Below are 19,657 nucleotides of genomic sequence, written 5' to 3'. Positions count from 1 at the left end.
GCGCGGGGCTGGCTGCCCCGCGCCAGGCGGCAGCAGGCGGCCTAGATCGAGCTTGTACGGCGCAGCAGCAGCGAGCCAAGCAGCGCCGCCGCCAGCGCCGCTGCCGCGAGAGCGAAGGTGGCACGCATGCCCTGCGACACCGCACTCGGCGGCGCGAGCGCCACATCGGCAGCGCCAGAGGCAAACGCGAACAGCGCGCCCATCACCGATGTGCCCGTGATCAGGCCCAGGTTGCGCGAGAGATTGAGCATGCCCGAGACCACGCCGCGCTGCTCGCGCTGGGCGCTCGCCATCACCGCCGTATTATTGGCGGCCTGAAAAAGTGCGAACCCGGAGGTGATCGCAGCCAGCGGCGCGAGGTAGCCCGCAAGGCCGGACGATAGCGGGAACAGCGCCAGCAGCACCGCCCCCAGCACGATGCCGATCAGCCCCAGGGTCATGGTGCGCTGCGCGCCCAGGCGATCTACCATGGAGCCTGCAGGCACGCCCGACAGCGCCGCGACCACCGGCCCCACCGACATGGCCAGGCCGACCGCAGGCGTGGGTAGGCCAAGGCCGCCAGCTAGGTAGAACGGCCCGACCACCAGCGTGGTCATCAGCACGGTGTTGACCAGCAGGCTCAGGCCAAGGCTGATGCCCAGGCGAAGATCACGCAGCATGCCTAACTTTATAATCGGTACAGGCGCACGCCGCTCCACCACCACAAACAGCGCAAGACCAAGCACAGTCGCCACCAACAGGCTAACATTAAGCATCGGGGCAGCGCGAATCGACACTGCCAGCGCATAGCAGGCTAGCAGCGCCGCCAGCAGCGCCGTGCCCCACAGATCGAAGCTGAACGGCTGCCCCCGCTTCTCCCCACCATCCGCCGCGAGAAACCGCCAGACCAGCGAGAAGACCAACGCGCCCAAAAGCGTATTCAGCAAGAAGATTGCCCGCCAGCCAGCCCATGCGGCCAGCGCGCCGCCAAGCGAGGGGCCAAGCGCTGTGCCCACCGCCGACATGGTGGCCAGCAGGCCCATGGCCCGGCCCACGTGCTCCGGCGGCACATGCTCACCCACCTGGGCCATCACTAGCGCCAGCATGACTGCCGCGCCGATACCCTGGAACGCACGCGCCGCGATCAGCAGCCACAGCGTGGGGGCGGCCCCGCACAGCGCCGACGCCACGGTGAACAGAGCGACGCCCCCCAGCAGCAGCCGACGGCGGCCCAGCATGTCGCCCAGCCGCCCGGCCCCCACCAGCAGCGAGGTGGTGGCCACTAGGTAGGAGAGCACCACCCACTGCACCGCCGCGAAGGGTGCGCCAAACGAGCGCGCCAGCAGTGGCAGCGCCACATTCACCACGCTAGAGCCAAGCGACGGCAGAAGCATGCACAGCGCTAGGCTGGCCAGCGGCCAGCGCCCGACGCCAGTGGCGCGGGTATGCTCGAGAGTGGGCTGGGTGCCCTGCGCCTCATATGTTTGGTTCGTCATAGGCCAGCCTTTCCAAGATCTCAACTGCCCGCGCCGCATCTTCGGCGCTCAAATCGCCAAAGAAGGCCTGAGCGATGGTTTCGCGCAACCGCACGATCTCGATCACCATGGCCGCGCCCTTTTCAGTGAGGCACACGACATTTGCCCGCTTATCGGCCAGATCTTTCTGCCGCGCAATGTAGCCCTTGTGCTCCAGCGCCTTGAGCGCCCTGCCCGCATTGCTGCGGTCGATGAAGAGCTGCTGGGCCAGCGAATCCTGGGTGGCCGAGTCGCCCGCCTGGGCGAGCAGGCGCAGCAGCCGGGCCTCGGTGTGGTTCAGGCCCAGCGTGGCGAAGGAACGCTCGGCCACCGTATAGCGGCGGCGGGCCAGCGCGGCGATCAGATCGAAAAGCTGCGAGTAGGCATCCATCGTGGTGCTCCTTTTCTGGCAGCGCGCTACCAGCTAAATACATGCGTGCGCACGCATATATTTAGTATACACCCCATCCACTCGGATGGCAAGCACAGCCACACCAAGTGCCCAGGGGCTATGCGTTCTCGACCTACCGGAAATTCTGTACCACAAAGCCACGAAGGCTCGAAGGTTTTGTCACACTTTTCTGGCGTCTTCGAGCCGTTGTGGCTATTCACTCCCGTGTTCCCTTAGAGTCTTGAAGTCTTGGTGGTAAAAAATCGGATATACTTTTCAGCCTGAAAAGGGAATACCAAGGGGAGCGTTATGTCACCGCAAACACCAAAAGAGCTGGTGCTCGGCTTTTTTGCCAACATCCGATCTGGCAGGCAGCTTGACCAGGTGCAGCACTATATGGCCGAGCACGTTCTCGCGCACCAGATGACCGCCGAGCAGCCCATGACCGTGCAGCGCACCCCCGCCATGTACGCCGCGCATGTGCGCGAGATGCTGGCGGCCTATGGCCCGTTCACGCTTGAGATAACCGAGTGCATCGCCGAGGGCGACCGGGTGTATGTGCGCTGGCAGCAGACCGGCGCGCACCTGGGCGAGGTCGACGGCTACGCTCCGACCGGGCTGCCGGTGATCGAGATCGCCAGCGCCGTCTACCGCGTGGAGAACGGGCGGATCGCCGAGTACTGGATCCAGATCGACCGCGCCGGGCTAGAACTGCAGCTGCAGCGCAATGCGGGCAGCCGCAAGTAGCAGCCCATGCCGCCAGGGTGCGGCTTGCACGGCGGCTACCGGCCAGCTCACGAATCTGCTGGCGCGTGGCCGCCGCGGGCATCGAAACGACGCCGCGCCCGCGCGACCTCGGCGTGGTGCTGGGCGGCCCACACCCCGCAGAACGCCTCGGCCAGGCTCTCGCCCAACTCTGTTAGGCGATACTCAACATGCGGCGGGATGACCGGATGAACCGTGCGGATCAGCAACCTATCGCGCTCCACCTGACGCAGGGTCTTGGTCAGCATCTTCTGGCTGATGCCCGTAACAAACTCAGTCAGGCGGCTGAACCATAGCTCACCATGCTCGATCAGCACCTCTAGCACAATCATCGTCCACTTATCGGCAACCTACACCCTCAACCACCGCGAGCGCCCCACCACCCGAGGGTGCGGGCTCGCCTGCGCATGCCAAACGAGGCCTGCGGCAATGAGCCGCAGGCCTCGTCAGTTTAAAAAAGCAGCAGCGGCTAGAGCCCCAGCGCCCGCCGCAGCGCGCTGAACTGGTCACGCTCGGCGGCCTTGGTCGCCTGGGCCTGCTGCACCATCTGGAAGCCGTGGTAGACGCCGGGGTAGACGTGCAGCTCCACGGGCACACCGGCGCGGGTCAGACGCCGCGCATACTCCATATTCTCCTCAAGGAACAGGTCGAGCGCCCCAACCGCGATGAATGCGGCGGGCAGCCCGGCCAGATCCTCGGCGCGGGCCGCCGCCGCGTAGGGCGACACGCCCTGGCCGCCCGGCTCGCGGCCCAGCAGCGCGGCCCAGCCGAAGCGGTTGGCCTCCCGCGTCCAGATGAACTCGCCCGTGTAGGGGTGCGGCGGGTCGAGCGTCACCGTGCGGTCATCGATCATGGGCGCGAGCAGGCACTGAAAGACCAGCGGCACCTCGCCCCGGTCGCGGGCCAGCAGCGCGAGCGCGGCGGCCAGACCGCCGCCAGCGCTGCCGCCGCCCACGGCCAGCCGCGCCGGGTCGACGCCCAGGTCGGCTGCGCTGGCGTGCAGCCAGCGCAGCGCGGCGTAGCAGTCCTCCAGCGGGCCGGGGTGGGGCACCTCGGGAGCCAGGCGGTAGTCGACCGACACCAGCACGCAGCCCAGCGCCGCCGCCATGGCCCGCGCGCGGATGTCCTCGGCATCGGCGCTGCCGCTCACATAGCCGCCGCCGTGCACCCAGAGCAGCCCGGCGGTGGGCGCTGCATGTTGCTCGGGGCGGTAGACCAGCACGCGCACATCGGGGGCACCCTCGGGGCCGGGCACCAGCCGCTCGCCCACGCTCAGGCCGGGGAAATCGGGCACGGGGATGCTGCCAAGCATGGCGGCGCTGGCCGCGCGGATGGCGGGCAGAGACTCCGCCGTGAGCTGGGCCACGGGGAGAATATCAAGGATAGGTGCCAGCTCGGGGTCGAGCAGATCTCGGCTGTTCATACAGGTACACCTTGGCTATGGGAGGGCACGGTACCGTAGAGTATAGCAAACGCGGCGCGGCATGGGATCGTACGCAAGGCGGTTTCAGTGCTCAATCGTGAGCCGATGGGTTGGGAAGAGTGGCCCTGCCCCCCTGCTGAGAAACAGAAAACAATTTCAGTGCTCAATCGTGAGCCGATGGGTTGGGAAGAGCGCCGCGTCCCACACGATCAGGTCGACGCCGAGCATTTCAGTGCTCAATCGTGAGCCGATGGGTTGGGAAGCGAAGGAGGCATTATGCATCGCCCGGCAAAAACCATTTCAGTGCTCAATCGTGAGCCGATGGGTTGGGAAGTGCCGATACGCTTGATCATGCCATTGCTACGATCTATTTCAGTGCTCAATCGTGAGCCGATGGGTTGGGAAGTCAGCTGATCCGGTTGGCGTTCTACGCGGTGGCATTTCAGTGCTCAATCGTGAGCCGATGGGTTGGGAAGCGCCTGCACCCCAGCCCCAGCCCCAGCAACCCGAATTTCAGTGCTCAATCGTGAGCCGATGGGTTGGGAAGAAGGGGCCGACGCTGATCTGAATATGTTCAGAAACATATTTCACTGCTCAATCGTGAGCCGATGGGTTGGGAAGCTACCCGTTCACGGTCGTCAGCATCGACTACGCCAAATTTCAGTGCTCAATCGTGAGCCGATGGGTTGGGAAGCCAGCGCCCGTGCCGCGAGCGCCACAGGCCCGCCCTATTTCAGTGCTCAATCGTGAGCCGATGGGTTGGGAAGCACGACCAGGTGCTGCGCATCTTGGAGGAAACCAGATTTCAGTGCTCAATCGTGAGCCGATGGGTTGGGAAGCACGCGCGAGCTAGAGGAGCGCTACGGCGTGACCATCATTTCAGTGCTCAATCGTGAGCCGATGGGTTGGGAAGCTGGGTTTCGACGAGCGGCGTGGCTGTGGCGCCATATTTCAGTGCTCAATCGTGAGCCGATGGGTTGGGAAGTCGCTGTCGGCCTCCGCGTGTGGGGCAAGCTGAAGAAATTTCAGTGCTCAATCGTGAGCCGATGGGTTGGGAAGTCGTGAGGTTTAGGCGGCGCGGCTGGCCCTTGGCATTTCAGTGCTCAATCGTGAGCCGATGGGTTGGGAAGGGATCAAGCTAGCCAAGCACATCGCCGATCCTGGCATTTCAGTGCTCAATCGTGAGCCGATGGGTTGGGAAGCGGCGCGATCCTGTCGGCGGCCTGGCAGTTTATCATATTTCAGTGCTCAATCGTGAGCCGATGGGTTGGGAAGCTCTCTGCCGGTCACAACGCCCGTGGTTGGTACCACATTTCAGTGCTCAATCGTGAGCCGATGGGTTGGGAAGGGCATCGCCCACAGCGCGGGCCTGATCAATTGGCTATTTCAGTGCTCAATCGTGAGCCGATGGGTTGGGAAGTCTCTACGCCCTGACGCGGCCTTGAAAGCATCATAATTTCAGTGCTCAATCGTGAGCCGATGGGTTGGGAAGTGATACCCCAATCGTTAGCAATATAGATATCACAATTTCAGTGCTCAATCGTGAGCCGATGGGTTGGGAAGTCATCTTCTGGGACAGAAAGTAGATCACAAAATGAATTTCAGTGCTCAATCGTGAGCCGATGGGTTGGGAAGTCAGCCTGCCGCGCAGCCTCGGCCACCTCTGCTGCTTATTTCAGTGCTCAATCGTGAGCCGATGGGTTGGGAAGTTGCGCAGCTTGTTCACGCCGAAGCCGCATGCGTAATTTCAGTGCTCAATCGTGAGCCGATGGGTTGGGAAGCTTGCGCTTCATGGTCTGCAGGCCCGTGGCCCACTATTTCAGTGCTCAATCGTGAGCCGATGGGTTGGGAAGGCGGCGACGGTCGTGGGCGCGGGAGCGGTCGCCGTATTTCAGTGCTCAATCGTGAGCCGATGGGTTGGGAAGTTCTTGGCTCGCTTGATCAGATCAGCGCGAAAATATTTCAGTGCTCAATCGTGAGCCGATGGGTTGGGAAGCTATCCCACCCCGTCTCTGCACATAGCTCTTGCGATTTCAGTGCTCAATCGTGAGCCGATGGGTTGGGAAGCCGCCGCGCGGTGTATGCCTGGGCCAGCAGGCGGAATTTCAGTGCTCAATCGTGAGCCGATGGGTTGGGAAGGCTCAGCTTCTGAGCGGCGGTGAAGATGCGGTCGAATTTCAGTGCTCAATCGTGAGCCGATGGGTTGGGAAGCGATCAAGCGCCATGGCGGCGGTGCGGTGATCATCTATTTCAGTGCTCAATCGTGAGCCGATGGGTTGGGAAGCTCATACGCCGCCCACTTGCCGCGCTTCTCGCGCAATTTCAGTGCTCAATCGTGAGCCGATGGGTTGGGAAGGGAAGATGTATTTGATCAGATCGTGGCTGCTGGGTATTTCAGTGCTCAATCGTGAGCCGATGGGTTGGGAAGCACGGTAGAACCCCTCCGCTTCATCACGCGACACAAATTTCAGTGCTCAATCGTGAGCCGATGGGTTGGGAAGCGCGCGCCGCTGCCGTTGACCCCGATGCCCAGTCATTTCAGTGCTCAATCGTGAGCCGATGGGTTGGGAAGCCCAGTAGGTGCGCATCTGCTCGACCTCGGTGCATTTCAGTGCTCAATCGTGAGCCGATGGGTTGGGAAGATAGCCCGAGCGGGCCGACCGAGATAGGCTACGGCATTTCAGTGCTCAATCGTGAGCCGATGGGTTGGGAAGCACAGCAGCCGACCGCCGCCCAGCGGGCCGCCGTGCTATTTCAGTGCTCAATCGTGAGCCGATGGGTTGGGAAGCGGTCTGCGTTGCTGCCATGGTCGTTTTCCTCCTCATTTCAGTGCTCAATCGTGAGCCGATGGGTTGGGAAGACGTCGACGATCTCCAGCGTGATGCGGCTGGCCCAGCGATTTCAGTGCTCAATCGTGAGCCGATGGGTTGGGAAGCACTCTTGTCTCGCTGCCTGCCTACGCCGAGTCGCCATATTTCAGTGCTCAATCGTGAGCCGATGGGTTGGGAAGGACGACCACGCCGAGGCCCTGGCGCTGGAGATCGCCATTTCAGTGCTCAATCGTGAGCCGATGGGTTGGGAAGCCAGTCTAGGCCTGTATCATTTGCACAAACGATATTTCAGTGCTCAATCGTGAGCCGATGGGTTGGGAAGCTCTTCTACCCGCCGCCGCCTTGAAAGCGTCGTAATTTCAGTGCTCAATCGTGAGCCGATGGGTTGGGAAGCCCGCGGCCATAGCGCCACGCGCTGAAAGCCTGCAGATTTCAGTGCTCAATCGTGAGCCGATGGGTTGGGAAGTATCTGCAGAGCCGCTACCAAATGTGAGCGATGCTGAATTTCAGTGCTCAATCGTGAGCCGATGGGTTGGGAAGCATACGCAGTTGGGTCGATAAGGTACGAACTCGCCTATTTCAGTGCTCAATCGTGAGCCGATGGGTTGGGAAGGATTGTGAAGATGTGCGAGACAGATGACAAGATGAATTTCAGTGCTCAATCGTGAGCCGATGGGTTGGGAAGCGAGGTCGTGGCCCATCTGAGCGCCGAGAGCGCCCTATTTCAGTGCTCAATCGTGAGCCGATGGGTTGGGAAGACGAGGTGGCCCTCTCGCAGCTGCTGGCCGAGAGCATTTCAGTGCTCAATCGTGAGCCGATGGGTTGGGAAGATGTTGTGGATCAGCTCATCCACCATGGTCTTGGTGAATTTCAGTGCTCAATCGTGAGCCGATGGGTTGGGAAGAATGCGCACAGAAGACCATGCCGGTGAGCAGCACCATTTCAGTGCTCAATCGTGAGCCGATGGGTTGGGAAGGCGCCGAACTGAAGCGGCAGCGTGTGGCCTATACGAATTTCAGTGCTCAATCGTGAGCCGATGGGTTGGGAAGGCGTTCGTCGATGAGACCACCGCGTGGATCACCTATTTCAGTGCTCAATCGTGAGCCGATGGGTTGGGAAGCGAGGTACGAAGCGAGCGCATGCCGCGCCACTTCTATTTCAGTGCTCAATCGTGAGCCGATGGGTTGGGAAGCCTTTAACGACATGGAAAGCGCGATCACCCAGCAATTTCAGTGCTCAATCGTGAGCCGATGGGTTGGGAAGCTCTCGGCGCACCGCAAAGAGTCGCAGCGCCGCCGCTATTTCAGTGCTCAATCGTGAGCCGATGGGTTGGGAAGGCGAGCGACGCGTGGGCAAGTACGGCAGCAGCAAATTTCAGTGCTCAATCGTGAGCCGATGGGTTGGGAAGCGGCGGTGCTGAGTGCCTGGCTCGCTGGCGTGGCCGATTTCAGTGCTCAATCGTGAGCCGATGGGTTGGGAAGACGTTGGGAGCGGCGTGCCTATATCGTCGCGTTGTCATTTCAGTGCTCAATCGTGAGCCGATGGGTTGGGAAGGTCGGCTGCGAGTGAACGCCGGTGCCGTCGCGGCATTTCAGTGCTCAATCGTGAGCCGATGGGTTGGGAAGCGCTCGGGCCTGACTTGTCGCGCTCACGGTGAACATATTTCAGTGCTCAATCGTGAGCCGATGGGTTGGGAAGGGTTACACGCGCCGATCCATTCGCATCACAGTGGAAATTTCAGTGCTCAATCGTGAGCCGATGGGTTGGGAAGAGCTCGATGGCTAGGCCGCAGGCGCTGCCCATGCATTTCAGTGCTCAATCGTGAGCCGATGGGTTGGGAAGTATGATCACGGGCGGGCCAAGCGACAAAATGCCAAGATTTCAGTGCTCAATCGTGAGCCGATGGGTTGGGAAGTTAAGCTGCGCCTCCAGCTTGGCGATGTCGGCCTATTTCAGTGCTCAATCGTGAGCCGATGGGTTGGGAAGGGCGTAGGGCTGGGCCGCGCCAGCCTTCGCCACTAGATTTCAGTGCTCAATCGTGAGCCGATGGGTTGGGAAGCGGGCACCTCGTCGGGCATCTGGCCATCCTCCGCCGTATTTCAGTGCTCAATCGTGAGCCGATGGGTTGGGAAGGCGCATCCCGGTCATCATTGACAACGTGATGGAGGAATTTCAGTGCTCAATCGTGAGCCGATGGGTTGGGAAGTTGGTACAGCCGGTCTGCCTCTGCCTTCGGTATCAATTTCAGTGCTCAATCGTGAGCCGATGGGTTGGGAAGCCAGCCCGCCCAGCAAGCCCGCTGTCTGGCCAGCCGATTTCAGTGCTCAATCGTGAGCCGATGGGTTGGGAAGACCTCGCCACCGACCCCGCTGATCTGCGCAGCCTATTTCAGTGCTCAATCGTGAGCCGATGGGTTGGGAAGTATGGCCCCGACGCACCGTTGGTTCTCTGGAATCCGGGATTTCAGTGCTCAATCGTGAGCCGATGGGTTGGGAAGCCGACCTGCAGCGGCGACCCATCGGGCCGCTGCTCATTTCAGTGCTCAATCGTGAGCCGATGGGTTGGGAAGCCCGAATGTGAAGCCAAACCGGAAGCTCAACATCAATTTCAGTGCTCAATCGTGAGCCGATGGGTTGGGAAGTAGCGCCCCAATCCGCCTATACATATTCCCTGTGCTATTTCAGTGCTCAATCGTGAGCCGATGGGTTGGGAAGTACACGCCATCCCGCTCGCCCGAGAGCACCTTCGAGATTTCAGTGCTCAATCGTGAGCCGATGGGTTGGGAAGGCAGCGAGATGGCGCGGCTGTCTGGGGCCAGGGCCAATTTCAGTGCTCAATCGTGAGCCGATGGGTTGGGAAGTGGGAGTGATCGACCCCATCAGGTTCAGGTAGTGTGTATTTCAGTGCTCAATCGTGAGCCGATGGGTTGGGAAGCGACCCGTTGCCCGCGCCCGGCCCCGCGCCCTCGGCATTTCAGTGCTCAATCGTGAGCCGATGGGTTGGGAAGTCCGCACGGTCGAGCGCTATGTGGTCGACGGAGCCGAATTTCAGTGCTCAATCGTGAGCCGATGGGTTGGGAAGGACCCGACCTAGCCGGATCGTTCGCGATTCGGCGCGATTTCAGTGCTCAATCGTGAGCCGATGGGTTGGGAAGAGCCGCCCGCACAGGATGACCCAGCGCCCAAGCCCATATTTCAGTGCTCAATCGTGAGCCGATGGGTTGGGAAGGCCCACGCTGCGACGACAAAGGCCCTGGCCAGCGCTATTTCAGTGCTCAATCGTGAGCCGATGGGTTGGGAAGGAGATACCGGTGGTGGCGGAGGTGCTGCGCCGCCAAATTTCAGTGCTCAATCGTGAGCCGATGGGTTGGGAAGCCCTCGCAGGGCGCGAGCAGCAGCTCTTCGAGGAAATTTCAGTGCTCAATCGTGAGCCGATGGGTTGGGAAGGCCGATAACTGCCTGTTCGGCGATGGGGTCGTGTATTTCAGTGCTCAATCGTGAGCCGATGGGTTGGGAAGATGTTGCAGAAACAGAGAACGGTCTTGTCTTCATATTTCAGTGCTCAATCGTGAGCCGATGGGTTGGGAAGCTCTCGAACAGCTCCTGGCGCGTCTCGGCCAGGCTATTTCAGTGCTCAATCGTGAGCCGATGGGTTGGGAAGCGATGCGCAGCCGCCGCTCGTCTGCATCGGTCTGCCATTTCAGTGCTCAATCGTGAGCCGATGGGTTGGGAAGCTGTCGGCCTCCGCGTGTGGGGCAAGCTGAAGCGATTTCAGTGCTCAATCGTGAGCCGATGGGTTGGGAAGACAGCAGCGGTTCGCCTTCGCCACGCGGCAGCCCTATTTCAGTGCTCAATCGTGAGCCGATGGGTTGGGAAGTTATCCTCGCGTGTTTCCTCTATCCATTTATCATACCTATTTCAGTGCTCAATCGTGAGCCGATGGGTTGGGAAGGGTTTGACCCCCAGGGGAACCGGATCACCCCCACATATTTCAGTGCTCAATCGTGAGCCGATGGGTTGGGAAGCCGCTCGCGTGGAGCACGTGGCCAGCGGCCAGCTATTTCAGTGCTCAATCGTGAGCCGATGGGTTGGGAAGTGATCCGGTATTGGACTCGGATAGGCATGCTGGCCATTTCAGTGCTCAATCGTGAGCCGATGGGTTGGGAAGTCCTCGGGTACACGCACATCGCCCCCACGGTCGAATTTCAGTGCTCAATCGTGAGCCGATGGGTTGGGAAGTCTTTGGTTCTTGCCAGCGGCCTGGCGGCTGGCGTATTTCAGTGCTCAATCGTGAGCCGATGGGTTGGGAAGACGCCGTCGTACTCTGGCGCGTATCCCACCAGCACGAATTTCAGTGCTCAATCGTGAGCCGATGGGTTGGGAAGAATCCCAGCATCGCCAAGGACTGATCAACACAGCGCATTTCAGTGCTCAATCGTGAGCCGATGGGTTGGGAAGTCGGCGCAGCGCTGGGTGGATCTGAGTCGCAAGTATTTCAGTGCTCAATCGTGAGCCGATGGGTTGGGAAGTCGATCTCATTAAAAAGTACCGCTACCAGATCGCTATTTCAGTGCTCAATCGTGAGCCGATGGGTTGGGAAGATATCCGATCTCCGATGTGCCGCACGTCCTGCCGCAATTTCAGTGCTCAATCGTGAGCCGATGGGTTGGGAAGCCAGAGGCGCGGCTCCATGTGGCCGTGGCCCCGGTATTTCAGTGCTCAATCGTGAGCCGATGGGTTGGGAAGTCGTCCAGGTTGTCGAGGTCGTCGACGTAGCCGCCATTTCAGTGCTCAATCGTGAGCCGATGGGTTGGGAAGAAATAAAAGAACGCTTTGTCGCATTTTCCCTTTTTCGATTTCAGTGCTCAATCGTGAGCCGATGGGTTGGGAAGGGTGAGCGCGACCCAGCCCGCCGTGGCGGGGTTGCTATTTCAGTGCTCAATCGTGAGCCGATGGGTTGGGAAGCCAGCCTTTTCTTCGTGGCCAAGGCACAGATGAGGTCGGAAATGGGCCGGATCGCCGCTCCTGGCCCATTCTAGCAGGTCGGCACCAAACGATCAACGGCCTTCTTTTCCCCTCTCTCCGAAACTCACCTTTTGCGCCAAAACCGTGTCAAGTTGCGAGCTAGGCTATCGGCCATCCCCACGCGGTAAAGCTGCGCAGAAAGGCCGACAGCCCGCAGCGCTCTCCCATATAAAACGGCGCGACGGCGGCGGTTTGCGAGCCGCCCCGCCACAGCGGCGCTTTCTGCCCCTCTCAGACCACGTCGTTGCAGAAGCGGCGGAACTCGCAGCTGACGCAGGGGCTGCGGCGCTTGGGCGGCGGCGGGGTCTGCTCGCCGTCGATGGCCGCGCGCATGGCCAGCGCCGCCTGCCGCGCCTTCTCGCGCAGCGTCCGCGTGACAGCCACCGGCTCGGCCTTGCGCAGCGGGATGCTGTAGAGGAAGCCGCGCCGCACCGGCAGCCCCCAGGCCTCCTCCAGCAGCAGCGCGTAGGCGGCCAGCTGGAGCGCGAAGTGGGGCCGCAGCACATCCTCGCTGTCCTTGTACTCCACCACCAGCGCCTCGGCCCCCGGCGCATCTCGCCCCGGCGCGGCGATGGCCAGGTCGAGCCGCCCGCTCAGGCCCAGCGACTCGGAGCGCAGCGCCAGATCGTAGTGGCGCTCGCCCTCGGACAGGCCGTAGGTGCGCAGCGAGCGCCGCTCCTCGCGGGTGGCCTCCTCGCGGTGGCGCTCGATGCCGCTGCGCATCAGCGCCGTGACCGGGCGCACATCCGGCATGCAGTAGCGGTAGAACACCACGCGCGCGCAGTAGCTCCACTGCTTCAGGTCGGTCACCTCGCACAGCATGTCAGGCATCGCCGCCCCCCTGCCCAACCTGGGCGATCACGCGGCGGGCCTGCCAGCTGGCATCATCCAGCGGGAAGAGCTGCACGTTGGCCGCGCCGCGCCCCAGCCGCCGCTGGATCTCGCGGAACAGCGCGCGCTGGTGCGTGCGCGAGAGGTCGCCCAGGAAGGCGCTGTACTGCACGCGCTGCAGGCCGAAGTCGAGGCAGGCGTCGGCCACCTTCTGCCGCAGGCCGTCGTGCGGGATGTCGTAGATCAGCAGGCAGCGCATGGCTCACCACCCCATCACGAACGGCGCGTACTCGCCCCGCTCGCCGCGCACGTAGGTGGCGATATGCCGCGCCTGCAGCTGCAGGATGTGGCGCAGCGGCTGGCGCTTGGCCTCGAACAGCTCGCTGCTGTCCATCCGCTCCAGCACCTTCTCGGCGATCCGGCGGCGGGTGGCCGCGTCCAGCCCGCCATCCTCCTGCTGGGCCAGCTCCGCGCCACGGTTCACCAGCCCGATCAGGGTGCGGTCCACCACCGGCTGGCGGAACTCCTCGATCAGGTCGAGGCTGAGGCTGGGCTTGCCGGGGCGGTCGGCGTGCAGGAAGCCCGCGTTCGGCTCTAGCCCGGCCAGCAGCAGGGCCACGCGCACCTGGGCGCGCAGCACGGCGTAGCCGTAGTTGAGGGCCTGGTTGAAGCGGTCGGTCGCGCCCTGGGTTTCGCGCCCGGGCCAGGCCAGCTCGGGTGGGATGAGCTGGGCCACGGCGGCCCAGTAGCGCGCCGCCGCGCGGCCCTCGGCCCCCATCACCGCCGAGCGGGTGGCCTCATCCACCACGCCCGCCACGCGGTCGAGCGCGGGCAGGGTGTCGAGCACCTCGGCGGCGGCGGCGGTGAGCGCGGCGTGCGCGGCGGGGTCGCTCTCGCGGCGGTACTTGGCGGCGTAGCGCAGCATGTTGGCCTGGCTCTGGATCTTGCCGCGCGCGAAGGCCTTGGCCAGCGCCAGGCCGCGCGCATCCTCGTAGGCGCGCAGCTGGGCGCGCTTGGTGAGCGCCATGCCGGTGAGGCCGCTGGCGAACAGGGTGCCGTAGTCGTTGCCGTCGCGCCCGTTCAGGAAGTGCAGCGGGATGCCCTCCTCGGCGCAGATCCGCACCACGTCGCTGCTCAGGGCCACGCCGTCGCTACAGATCAGCACCTGCTCCAGGTGCATCAGCGGCACCTCGGCCAGCCGCTCCTTGTCTTTGGTCACGCGCAGCCGCCCCTGGTGCTTGGCCACGAACGCGCCGCGCTGCTCGACGATCAGGTACATCGCTTGCTCCTTTGTATGTTGGCCGGAGGCCGTGCGCAACCCTGCGCCGAAGGTCAGGAGCCGGATGGGGGAAAAGCAGGCCGTCGCGCTGGGCGGGGCCGGGCCGCTGCGGGTGGGGCCGTGTCGGCGGGGGAGCAGCCCGCTGGGATGATCTGCGATAGCAGGGTTTCTGCGGTTTGCTTTCGCGCATCCGCGCGATCTTTCCGGCTATCGCAAAAAACGCTAGGATCTTTTTGAATAACGGACATCACCATCGCCGGAAGCTTAATCACCATCACCGGAAGCTTAATCACCATCGCCGGAAGCTTAATCACCATCGCCGGAAGCTTAATCACCATCGCCGGAAGCTTAATCACCATCGCCGGAAGCTTAATCACCATCGCCGGAAGCTTAATCACCATCGCCGGAAGCTTAATCACCATCACCGGAAGCTTAATCACCAAGAATACCAGCTATTAGCAATGAACAGGTTGAAGAGCAGCGGAAATAGCGGCCAAGCCATTCTTTCCTCCCTTGGCATCTTGCTGCACATTCCTCCTTCGCGCCTTCATACGAAACGGTTCCTCGTGTTCGGTGGGTGGATGCCCTGCGCGGGCGGCGCCGAGGGGCCAGCCCCTCGGAACCCCACCAGGGGGCGTTGCCCCTCACATGGTCTCTTTTTTTGAGGTATTTCCTATCAGCCATGGCGGTGGTACGTGTTCGGTGGGTGGATGCCCTGCGCGGGCGGCGCCGAGGGGCCAGCCCCTCGGAACCCCGCCAGGGGGCATCGCCCCCTTGGAACCCCCAATGTTGGGCGTTCCTATGCTGCAAACTGGCTGCTGGTATTCGTGCATATGGCCAGCTGGCACGAGCGGCACCTTCGCCGCATGGGCCAGGTGGGTGGGGTGGTCCACACACGTTCAAGCCTTCTTGTTCTTTAGTGCCTTGGTTTCTTGGTGGTAAACGGTTCTCCCGCCTTCGCGCCTTCGTGGTAAAAAGAATAGGCAAGTTGTTAAGGTGCAGCGCCGCCCGCTAGTGGGCGGCGGCCAAGGCCCGCTGGTCGGCCAGGATGCGGTAGCAGCCGTCGCCCTTCACCGCGTTCTTGCCGATGTGGACCAGACTGCCCCACACCAGCAGCTCGCGCAGCGGGGCAAGGTCGCCCGCGAAGGTGGCCTGGCCCACCAGCCCGCCGATCGGCGTGCGGCCACCCTGCCGCGCCGAGTAGCTGGCCACATCCACCCAGCGGGTGCGGTCCTCAATCACCACCGCGCGCTCGGCCACATCCAGCAGCGCGCGGAAGTCGAGGCCCAGCGGCCCCGCGCCATAGGCGATCGACAGGTCGTCGAGCCGCCGCATCAGGCGCTGCACCAGCGGGCGCAGCGCGATGCGCTTGACCAGCTGCTTGCCGTCGATCAGGCGCAGCGGCGTGAGGAACTGGAGCGTGAGCGCGTGGGCGGGCAGCGTGGCCGCGAAGGCCGCCACATCCGCCGCCGCCACCGCGAGGCCTGGGCTGGCCACCATGCCCGCGCCCTTGGCCAGCAGCGGCTGCCGCGCCCCATCCAGCGGGCTGACCGCCGCGATCTCGTCGATCTGGATCAGGCCGCGCCGCCCGCCGTTGGCCGCCAGCGGTCGGCCCAGGCCGCTCTGCTCCACGCCCTGCGCGGCCATCACCACGTAGGGGAAGAGCTGGGCGGCGGGGCCGAACAGCGCCAGCCCGAAGGCCAGCGGGTCGCCGGGGCGGTAGCGCCCGCCCTGGGGCGGGCGGGTGACGTAGGGCCGGGGCCGCTGGTCGCCGCCCGGCTCGCCCTCGGCGCGCATAGGGGCGATCAGCGCGGCCACCGGGCAGGCCGCCGCCAGCGGGCACTCGGCGCAGGTGCGGGCCTGGTGGTTGGCGCAGAAGCGCTGCCAGAGCGCCCCCACCAGCGCGCCGCGCAGCTGCGACCCGGCCTGGTCATCCAGCTCCAGCGGCGTGCGGGCCACGGCGCGAAACTCCAGGTGGTAGGTGGTAAGAGTCATGGCTCCTCCTGCGCGATCCGCTGGTAGAGCGTGTAGCGATAGCTGCTGCGGCGCAGCTCGTAGGGCAGCACCACGGTGTGCAGCAGGCGGTCTTTCCCGCCCAGACCGATCGACTTGGTGGTAAACACGTTGACGTGCTCCCACGACAGGCCCGGGCCGCAGTCATCCAGCACCTGCAGCGTGCCATTGCGGGGGAAGCTGGCGCTCGGCTGGCTGATAGGCGTCCAGCGGCCATCGAGCGCATCGGCCTGTGCTGGCAGATCCTGGATCTGGAAGAAGCTGCCGCGCTTGCCGAAGTAGTTGATCTGCGGCAGCAGCTCGGCCAGCGGCAGGTCGGCAGCGCCGCCCAGCGCCACCCCCAGCTCGCCGCCAAACTGCACGAACTCGCGGAAGGCGATGGTCGGCCCCATTGGGAAAACGCCCTCGGCCTTGGCGGCGGCCACCTCCTGCTCGTCGCTCTTCTTCAGGCGGGTGGGCCGCTGGATCTTGATGAAGGTCTTGTTGAGCACCAGCACCGGCGGCACATCCAGCGCCACCTGGAGCGCCTGGATCTGCGGCCACCACGCCGCGCCCGCCGCCGCACCGTAGCGGCGGCAGGCCACATCGGCCAGGGCCATCTTGATAGCGTAGGCCGTGGGCACCAGCAGCGACTGCGCGCCCGAGGCGGTGGCCAGCGCGGGGCGCAGGCTGAACAGGCTGGTGGAGAGATAGCGGGCAATCATCCACATGGCGCGCTCCTATCGCTCGGCGTAGCGCAGCGGGCGGCTGGTCTCGGTCAGCTCGGCCAGCACATCACTGAGGTCGGCGAAGCTGCTGAAGGGCTTTGAAGCCAAGGCAGGCTGCTGCTGACCGCGCGTGAGCGCCGCGATCACCCGCTCGCTCTGGTCGACGAAATCGGGGTTGAGAGCGCTGAAGGTGGGCGCGGGCGTGCTGTCGGCGCTCCACGAGACCACGCCGCGGATGTCCACTAGGTGCGGCAGCTGGGTGCTGCGCATCGCGCCGCTGGGGCGGATGAAGGTGTAGAGCACGCTGCGCAGCAGGGCCTGGTGGCGGGCCAGCTGCTGCTCGGCATCGATGGCGTAGCGCTGGCTAATGTCGTTGTAGCCGATCCGGCCTAGCTCCAGGTGGCACACCAGCGCGTAGACGCCGCTGCTGGCCGGGCGGTAGAAGATCGCCTGGCCCTGGTTGCTGGAGCGGTCATCCTCCTGGGCGCGCTGGGCGGGGTTGTACTTCACGTGGAAGTACTGGCCGGTGCGCGTGGCGTCGGGGCGGCCCACCACCCAGCCAAACTCGACCACGCTCTTGCGCGGGGTGGACTGCTTGCCCTCGGTGATCAGGTTGCCCTCCAGATCGTCGATGGTGCAGCTGGTGAGCAGCCGGTCGAGCACCTGCACCGCATTGGGCGCGGTCTTCTTGTCCTCGCCGTTGATGAAGGCGCGGAAGCTCTCGTCGCTAGAAATGCGGTTGGCGTTGAAGCGGGCGCACCCGGCGCACAGCGGCAGGCCGCTATCGCCCTGCGCAATGTGGTAGAGGTGGTCGGCCTGGATGTGCTTAAACATATCGCCCGAGATGGCGTTCACGCTCTCCACGCGCGGCGAGCCGTCAGTATCGCGGGTCACCACCTCCACCATGCGGGTCTGGATCTGGTTGCCCTCGCCGCCCTCATTGTTCAGGGCGTGCAGATCGATGATCGCCTCGGCGCTGATCGAGAGCGAGCCAAGCGTGCGTGTGCTCATGGGATGCTCCTTTAGCTTTCTTTATTGATTCTATCGGCTAGATCTCAACAGATTGAACTTACTCGCCAGCCTCATCCTGCGCGGCCTCAACGGCCTCGGGCGCGCCCTTGGGTTCGGTCGGCTCCTCGCTGGACTTGGCCGAGCCAAAGGCCACCAGCAGCTGGGCCAGGGTCTTGGGGCGGTAGCCCTCGCCCAGCAGGCGCACCACGGCGGCTAGGTCGTTTTCAGTGATTCGGCGACGGCGGATTTTGCTCTTGCTGGTCTCGAAAGTCTGGGCCGCTTCGTTGTTGTAGCGGGCTACGAAATCACTCAGCGCCAGCACAAAGCCGTCGGCGTCGTTGGCGCTACGCACCAGGTCGTGGGCCAAGCCGTAGCGGATGTCAAACTGGACCGGCTGCTTCATGCCCTTGGCATACTGCAGGCTCACCGTCGAGCTACGAATGGCGTCGGCAATATGCTGGAAGCCCGGATCTTCAACCACGCGAACAAAGTCCTGCTTGCTCATAGCGATCAGCTCCTTTAAGGTCTGTACCAAAAAACGATTACACGGTTCGTTACGCTCGATCTTGTGGCTAAGGTAGGGGGCGAACTTCGCGGCGAAATCCAGAAATGGCTCGATATCGCGGCCCGAGAGAAAATCGCGGTAGCGACGCAGCAGCTCGTACTCCTCGGTGCGCTCCTCGCCTTTTTTGGCTTGGATGGTACGGATAACATTTATATGTTCCTTCAATACCACCAAAATACGGTCGGCCTCGGCCACGCTAGTTACGGGCGGCACCCACTCGGGCAAGTTGAGCGTGGAAGTGTTCATCACCGCATAGGCGCTGCCCATGTCCTTGTAGAAGGTTACATCAAAGCCCTGGATGCGCTCGGAGGGGCGCACCGCCCGCCTGCGCAGCAGCCCGCCCGCATCCTTCAGCAGCGCGGCACGCTCGTGCTCGACCAGCACCCGCGTCATCTGCAGCACGGCCATCACGTCCATCTTGGCCGGGGTATTCGACCAGAGCACGCGGCGGAACGTGCGGATCAATTGATCGAGCAGCGAGAGCTGGATGGTGCGCGGGCGCAGCACATAGGTCTTGCGATCCTTTGAGTCGCTGATGGTCTGCGGGTGGGCCAGGGCGAAGAACCCGGCAAACTTGAGCAGCTCCAGCAGCCAGAAGGCATCCAGCCCGCCAATCGAGAGCGCGTTGGCCTTCGTGCGGTTGGCCCCCTTGCCGGTGGTCGGGTTGATCACCTGGAGCATGGTCATCTCGCCCTTGCCCAGATCGTGCTGCTTGGCCAGCCGCTTCCATTCAGACTCAGCCGCCTCCACCGGGTTGGGCGTCTGCGCGAACAGGTCAAGGAGCAGGCGGATGTGAGCGCGCAGCAGCGGCGGCGGCAGCTCCAGCCAGCGCGTGACCGGCTCGTTGAAGGATGATGCGACCTTCATCTGGTTGATCACCAGGTAGAGCGGAAAGCGCGTGTCGGGCGGCGGCACGGCCTGCTCCAGCAGCGCCAGCGCGGGGTCGTTGTTGAAGTAGGCATCGACCGAGCGGGCCTGGGGCGGCAGCTCCTTACGCTTCTCGCGGTAGGCGTCGCGGATCTGGCGCTCGCGTTCGTAGTCGAACCCCTGGCCATAGTGCGCGCCCAGCGCCTTCTCCTGCGAGGGTGTGTCAAGGTGCTCGATAAAGGGTAGCACCTCGATCTGCGCCAGATCCTCATCGCTGATCGGCGCAGGTGCGGTCACCTCATAGCAGTGGCCACGGTCGTGCAGCTCGACCGCATCGCTCTGGCCGCCCGCCGCCGCCAACACCTTCTGCACCAGCGTCGCAAACCCGACCGCCAGCAGCGTGTCCGCCGATGTGCCGATCCGCTTGTCCACATAGTAGGAATAGGGCATAGGTAAT

13 protein-coding genes and 1 CRISPR repeat array are annotated in these 19,657 nt (G+C 63.4%); of the genes, 1 reads left to right on the top strand and 12 read right to left on the bottom strand.

Going from position 1 to position 19,657, the window contains the following annotated elements; translation table 11 throughout:
* Window positions 1-41 precede the first annotated feature (41 nt).
* On the bottom strand, window positions 42-1,475 hold the full coding sequence (locus F8S13_18790; GenBank protein KAB8141455.1) for an MFS transporter: 1,434 nt from the start codon (window positions 1,473-1,475) through the stop codon (window positions 42-44).
* Window positions 1,456-1,884, bottom strand: a complete 429-nt coding sequence (locus F8S13_18785; GenBank protein ID KAB8141454.1) for a MarR family transcriptional regulator — start codon at window positions 1,882-1,884, stop codon at window positions 1,456-1,458. Before F8S13_18785 ends, F8S13_18790 begins: the two co-directional genes overlap by 20 nt.
* A gap of 309 nt (window positions 1,885-2,193) precedes the next feature.
* Between F8S13_18785 and F8S13_18780 the strand changes: the two genes are divergently transcribed.
* A complete protein-coding gene (locus F8S13_18780; protein ID KAB8141453.1) occupies window positions 2,194-2,631 on the top strand; it encodes an ester cyclase in 438 nt (145 codons plus the stop codon).
* A 47-nt stretch (window positions 2,632-2,678) separates the two neighbouring features.
* Here F8S13_18780 and F8S13_18775 read toward each other — a convergent pair whose 3' ends face one another.
* The 10 genes from F8S13_18775 to F8S13_18730 form a co-directional block, all read right to left on the bottom strand.
* Window positions 2,679-2,981, bottom strand: a complete 303-nt coding sequence (locus tag F8S13_18775) for a helix-turn-helix transcriptional regulator (protein KAB8141452.1) — start codon at window positions 2,979-2,981, stop codon at window positions 2,679-2,681.
* Between the two features lie 137 nt (window positions 2,982-3,118).
* On the bottom strand, window positions 3,119-4,072 hold the full coding sequence (locus tag F8S13_18770) for an alpha/beta hydrolase (protein KAB8141451.1): 954 nt from the start codon (window positions 4,070-4,072) through the stop codon (window positions 3,119-3,121).
* An 81-nt stretch (window positions 4,073-4,153) separates the two neighbouring features.
* Window positions 4,154-11,867: direct repeats of the CRISPR family, unit length 37 nt; unit sequence ATTTCAGTGCTCAATCGTGAGCCGATGGGTTGGGAAG.
* A 291-nt stretch (window positions 11,868-12,158) separates the two neighbouring features.
* Window positions 12,159-12,758 (bottom strand): CRISPR-associated protein Cas4, encoded by a 600-nt coding sequence (cas4, locus tag F8S13_18765; GenBank protein ID KAB8141450.1) that lies wholly within the window; start codon window positions 12,756-12,758, stop codon window positions 12,159-12,161.
* Window positions 12,751-13,017 (bottom strand): CRISPR-associated endonuclease Cas2, encoded by a 267-nt coding sequence (gene cas2, locus F8S13_18760; protein KAB8141449.1) that lies wholly within the window; start codon window positions 13,015-13,017, stop codon window positions 12,751-12,753. The genes cas4 and cas2 overlap by 8 nt, the downstream gene beginning before the upstream one ends.
* 3 nt (window positions 13,018-13,020) lie before the next feature.
* Window positions 13,021-14,037 (bottom strand): CRISPR-associated endonuclease Cas1, encoded by a 1,017-nt coding sequence (cas1, locus tag F8S13_18755; GenBank protein KAB8141448.1) that lies wholly within the window; start codon window positions 14,035-14,037, stop codon window positions 13,021-13,023.
* Between the two features lie 53 nt (window positions 14,038-14,090).
* Entirely contained in the window at window positions 14,091-14,480 is a 390-nt protein-coding gene (locus F8S13_18750; GenBank protein KAB8141447.1) for a hypothetical protein, read from the bottom strand.
* Window positions 14,481-15,048: 568 nt separating this feature from the next.
* On the bottom strand, window positions 15,049-16,032 hold the full coding sequence (locus F8S13_18745; protein ID KAB8141446.1) for a CRISPR system precrRNA processing endoribonuclease RAMP protein Cas6: 984 nt from the start codon (window positions 16,030-16,032) through the stop codon (window positions 15,049-15,051).
* On the bottom strand, window positions 16,029-16,760 hold the full coding sequence (locus F8S13_18740; protein ID KAB8141445.1) for a hypothetical protein: 732 nt from the start codon (window positions 16,758-16,760) through the stop codon (window positions 16,029-16,031). Before F8S13_18740 ends, F8S13_18745 begins: the two co-directional genes overlap by 4 nt.
* A gap of 9 nt (window positions 16,761-16,769) precedes the next feature.
* Complete coding sequence (locus F8S13_18735; GenBank protein ID KAB8141444.1) at window positions 16,770-17,768, bottom strand: DevR family CRISPR-associated autoregulator; 999 nt, start codon at window positions 17,766-17,768, stop codon at window positions 16,770-16,772.
* A gap of 58 nt (window positions 17,769-17,826) precedes the next feature.
* Entirely contained in the window at window positions 17,827-19,650 is a 1,824-nt protein-coding gene (locus F8S13_18730; GenBank protein KAB8141443.1) for a hypothetical protein, read from the bottom strand.
* Window positions 19,651-19,657 lie beyond the last annotated feature (7 nt).

Source organism: Chloroflexia bacterium SDU3-3, from assembly GCA_009268125.1.
Classification (GTDB): Bacteria; Chloroflexota; Chloroflexia; order Chloroflexales; family Roseiflexaceae; genus SDU3-3.
The sequence above is the reverse complement of the archived record's forward strand: the minus strand, read 5'-3'. Positions and strand labels throughout refer to the sequence as shown.

Excerpts from the sequence above, each read along its gene's own strand:
- F8S13_18785 (KAB8141454.1), bottom strand. The coding sequence starts at position 1,884 with ATGGATGCCTACTCGCAGCTTTTCGATCTGATCGCCGCGCTGGCCCGC.
- F8S13_18780 (KAB8141453.1), top strand. The coding sequence starts at position 2,194 with ATGTCACCGCAAACACCAAAAGAGCTGGTGCTCGGCTTTTTTGCCAAC.
- cas4 (KAB8141450.1), bottom strand. The coding sequence starts at position 12,758 with ATGCCTGACATGCTGTGCGAGGTGACCGACCTGAAGCAGTGGAGCTAC.
- F8S13_18775 (KAB8141452.1), bottom strand. The coding sequence starts at position 2,981 with ATGATTGTGCTAGAGGTGCTGATCGAGCATGGTGAGCTATGGTTCAGC.
- F8S13_18730 (KAB8141443.1), bottom strand. The coding sequence starts at position 19,650 with ATGCCCTATTCCTACTATGTGGACAAGCGGATCGGCACATCGGCGGAC.
- F8S13_18735 (KAB8141444.1), bottom strand. The coding sequence starts at position 17,768 with ATGAGCACACGCACGCTTGGCTCGCTCTCGATCAGCGCCGAGGCGATC.
- F8S13_18740 (KAB8141445.1), bottom strand. The coding sequence starts at position 16,760 with ATGTGGATGATTGCCCGCTATCTCTCCACCAGCCTGTTCAGCCTGCGC.
- F8S13_18790 (KAB8141455.1), bottom strand. The coding sequence starts at position 1,475 with ATGACGAACCAAACATATGAGGCGCAGGGCACCCAGCCCACTCTCGAG.
- cas1 (KAB8141448.1), bottom strand. The coding sequence starts at position 14,037 with ATGTACCTGATCGTCGAGCAGCGCGGCGCGTTCGTGGCCAAGCACCAG.
- cas2 (KAB8141449.1), bottom strand. The coding sequence starts at position 13,017 with ATGCGCTGCCTGCTGATCTACGACATCCCGCACGACGGCCTGCGGCAG.
- F8S13_18745 (KAB8141446.1), bottom strand. The coding sequence starts at position 16,032 with ATGACTCTTACCACCTACCACCTGGAGTTTCGCGCCGTGGCCCGCACG.
- F8S13_18770 (KAB8141451.1), bottom strand. The coding sequence starts at position 4,072 with ATGAACAGCCGAGATCTGCTCGACCCCGAGCTGGCACCTATCCTTGAT.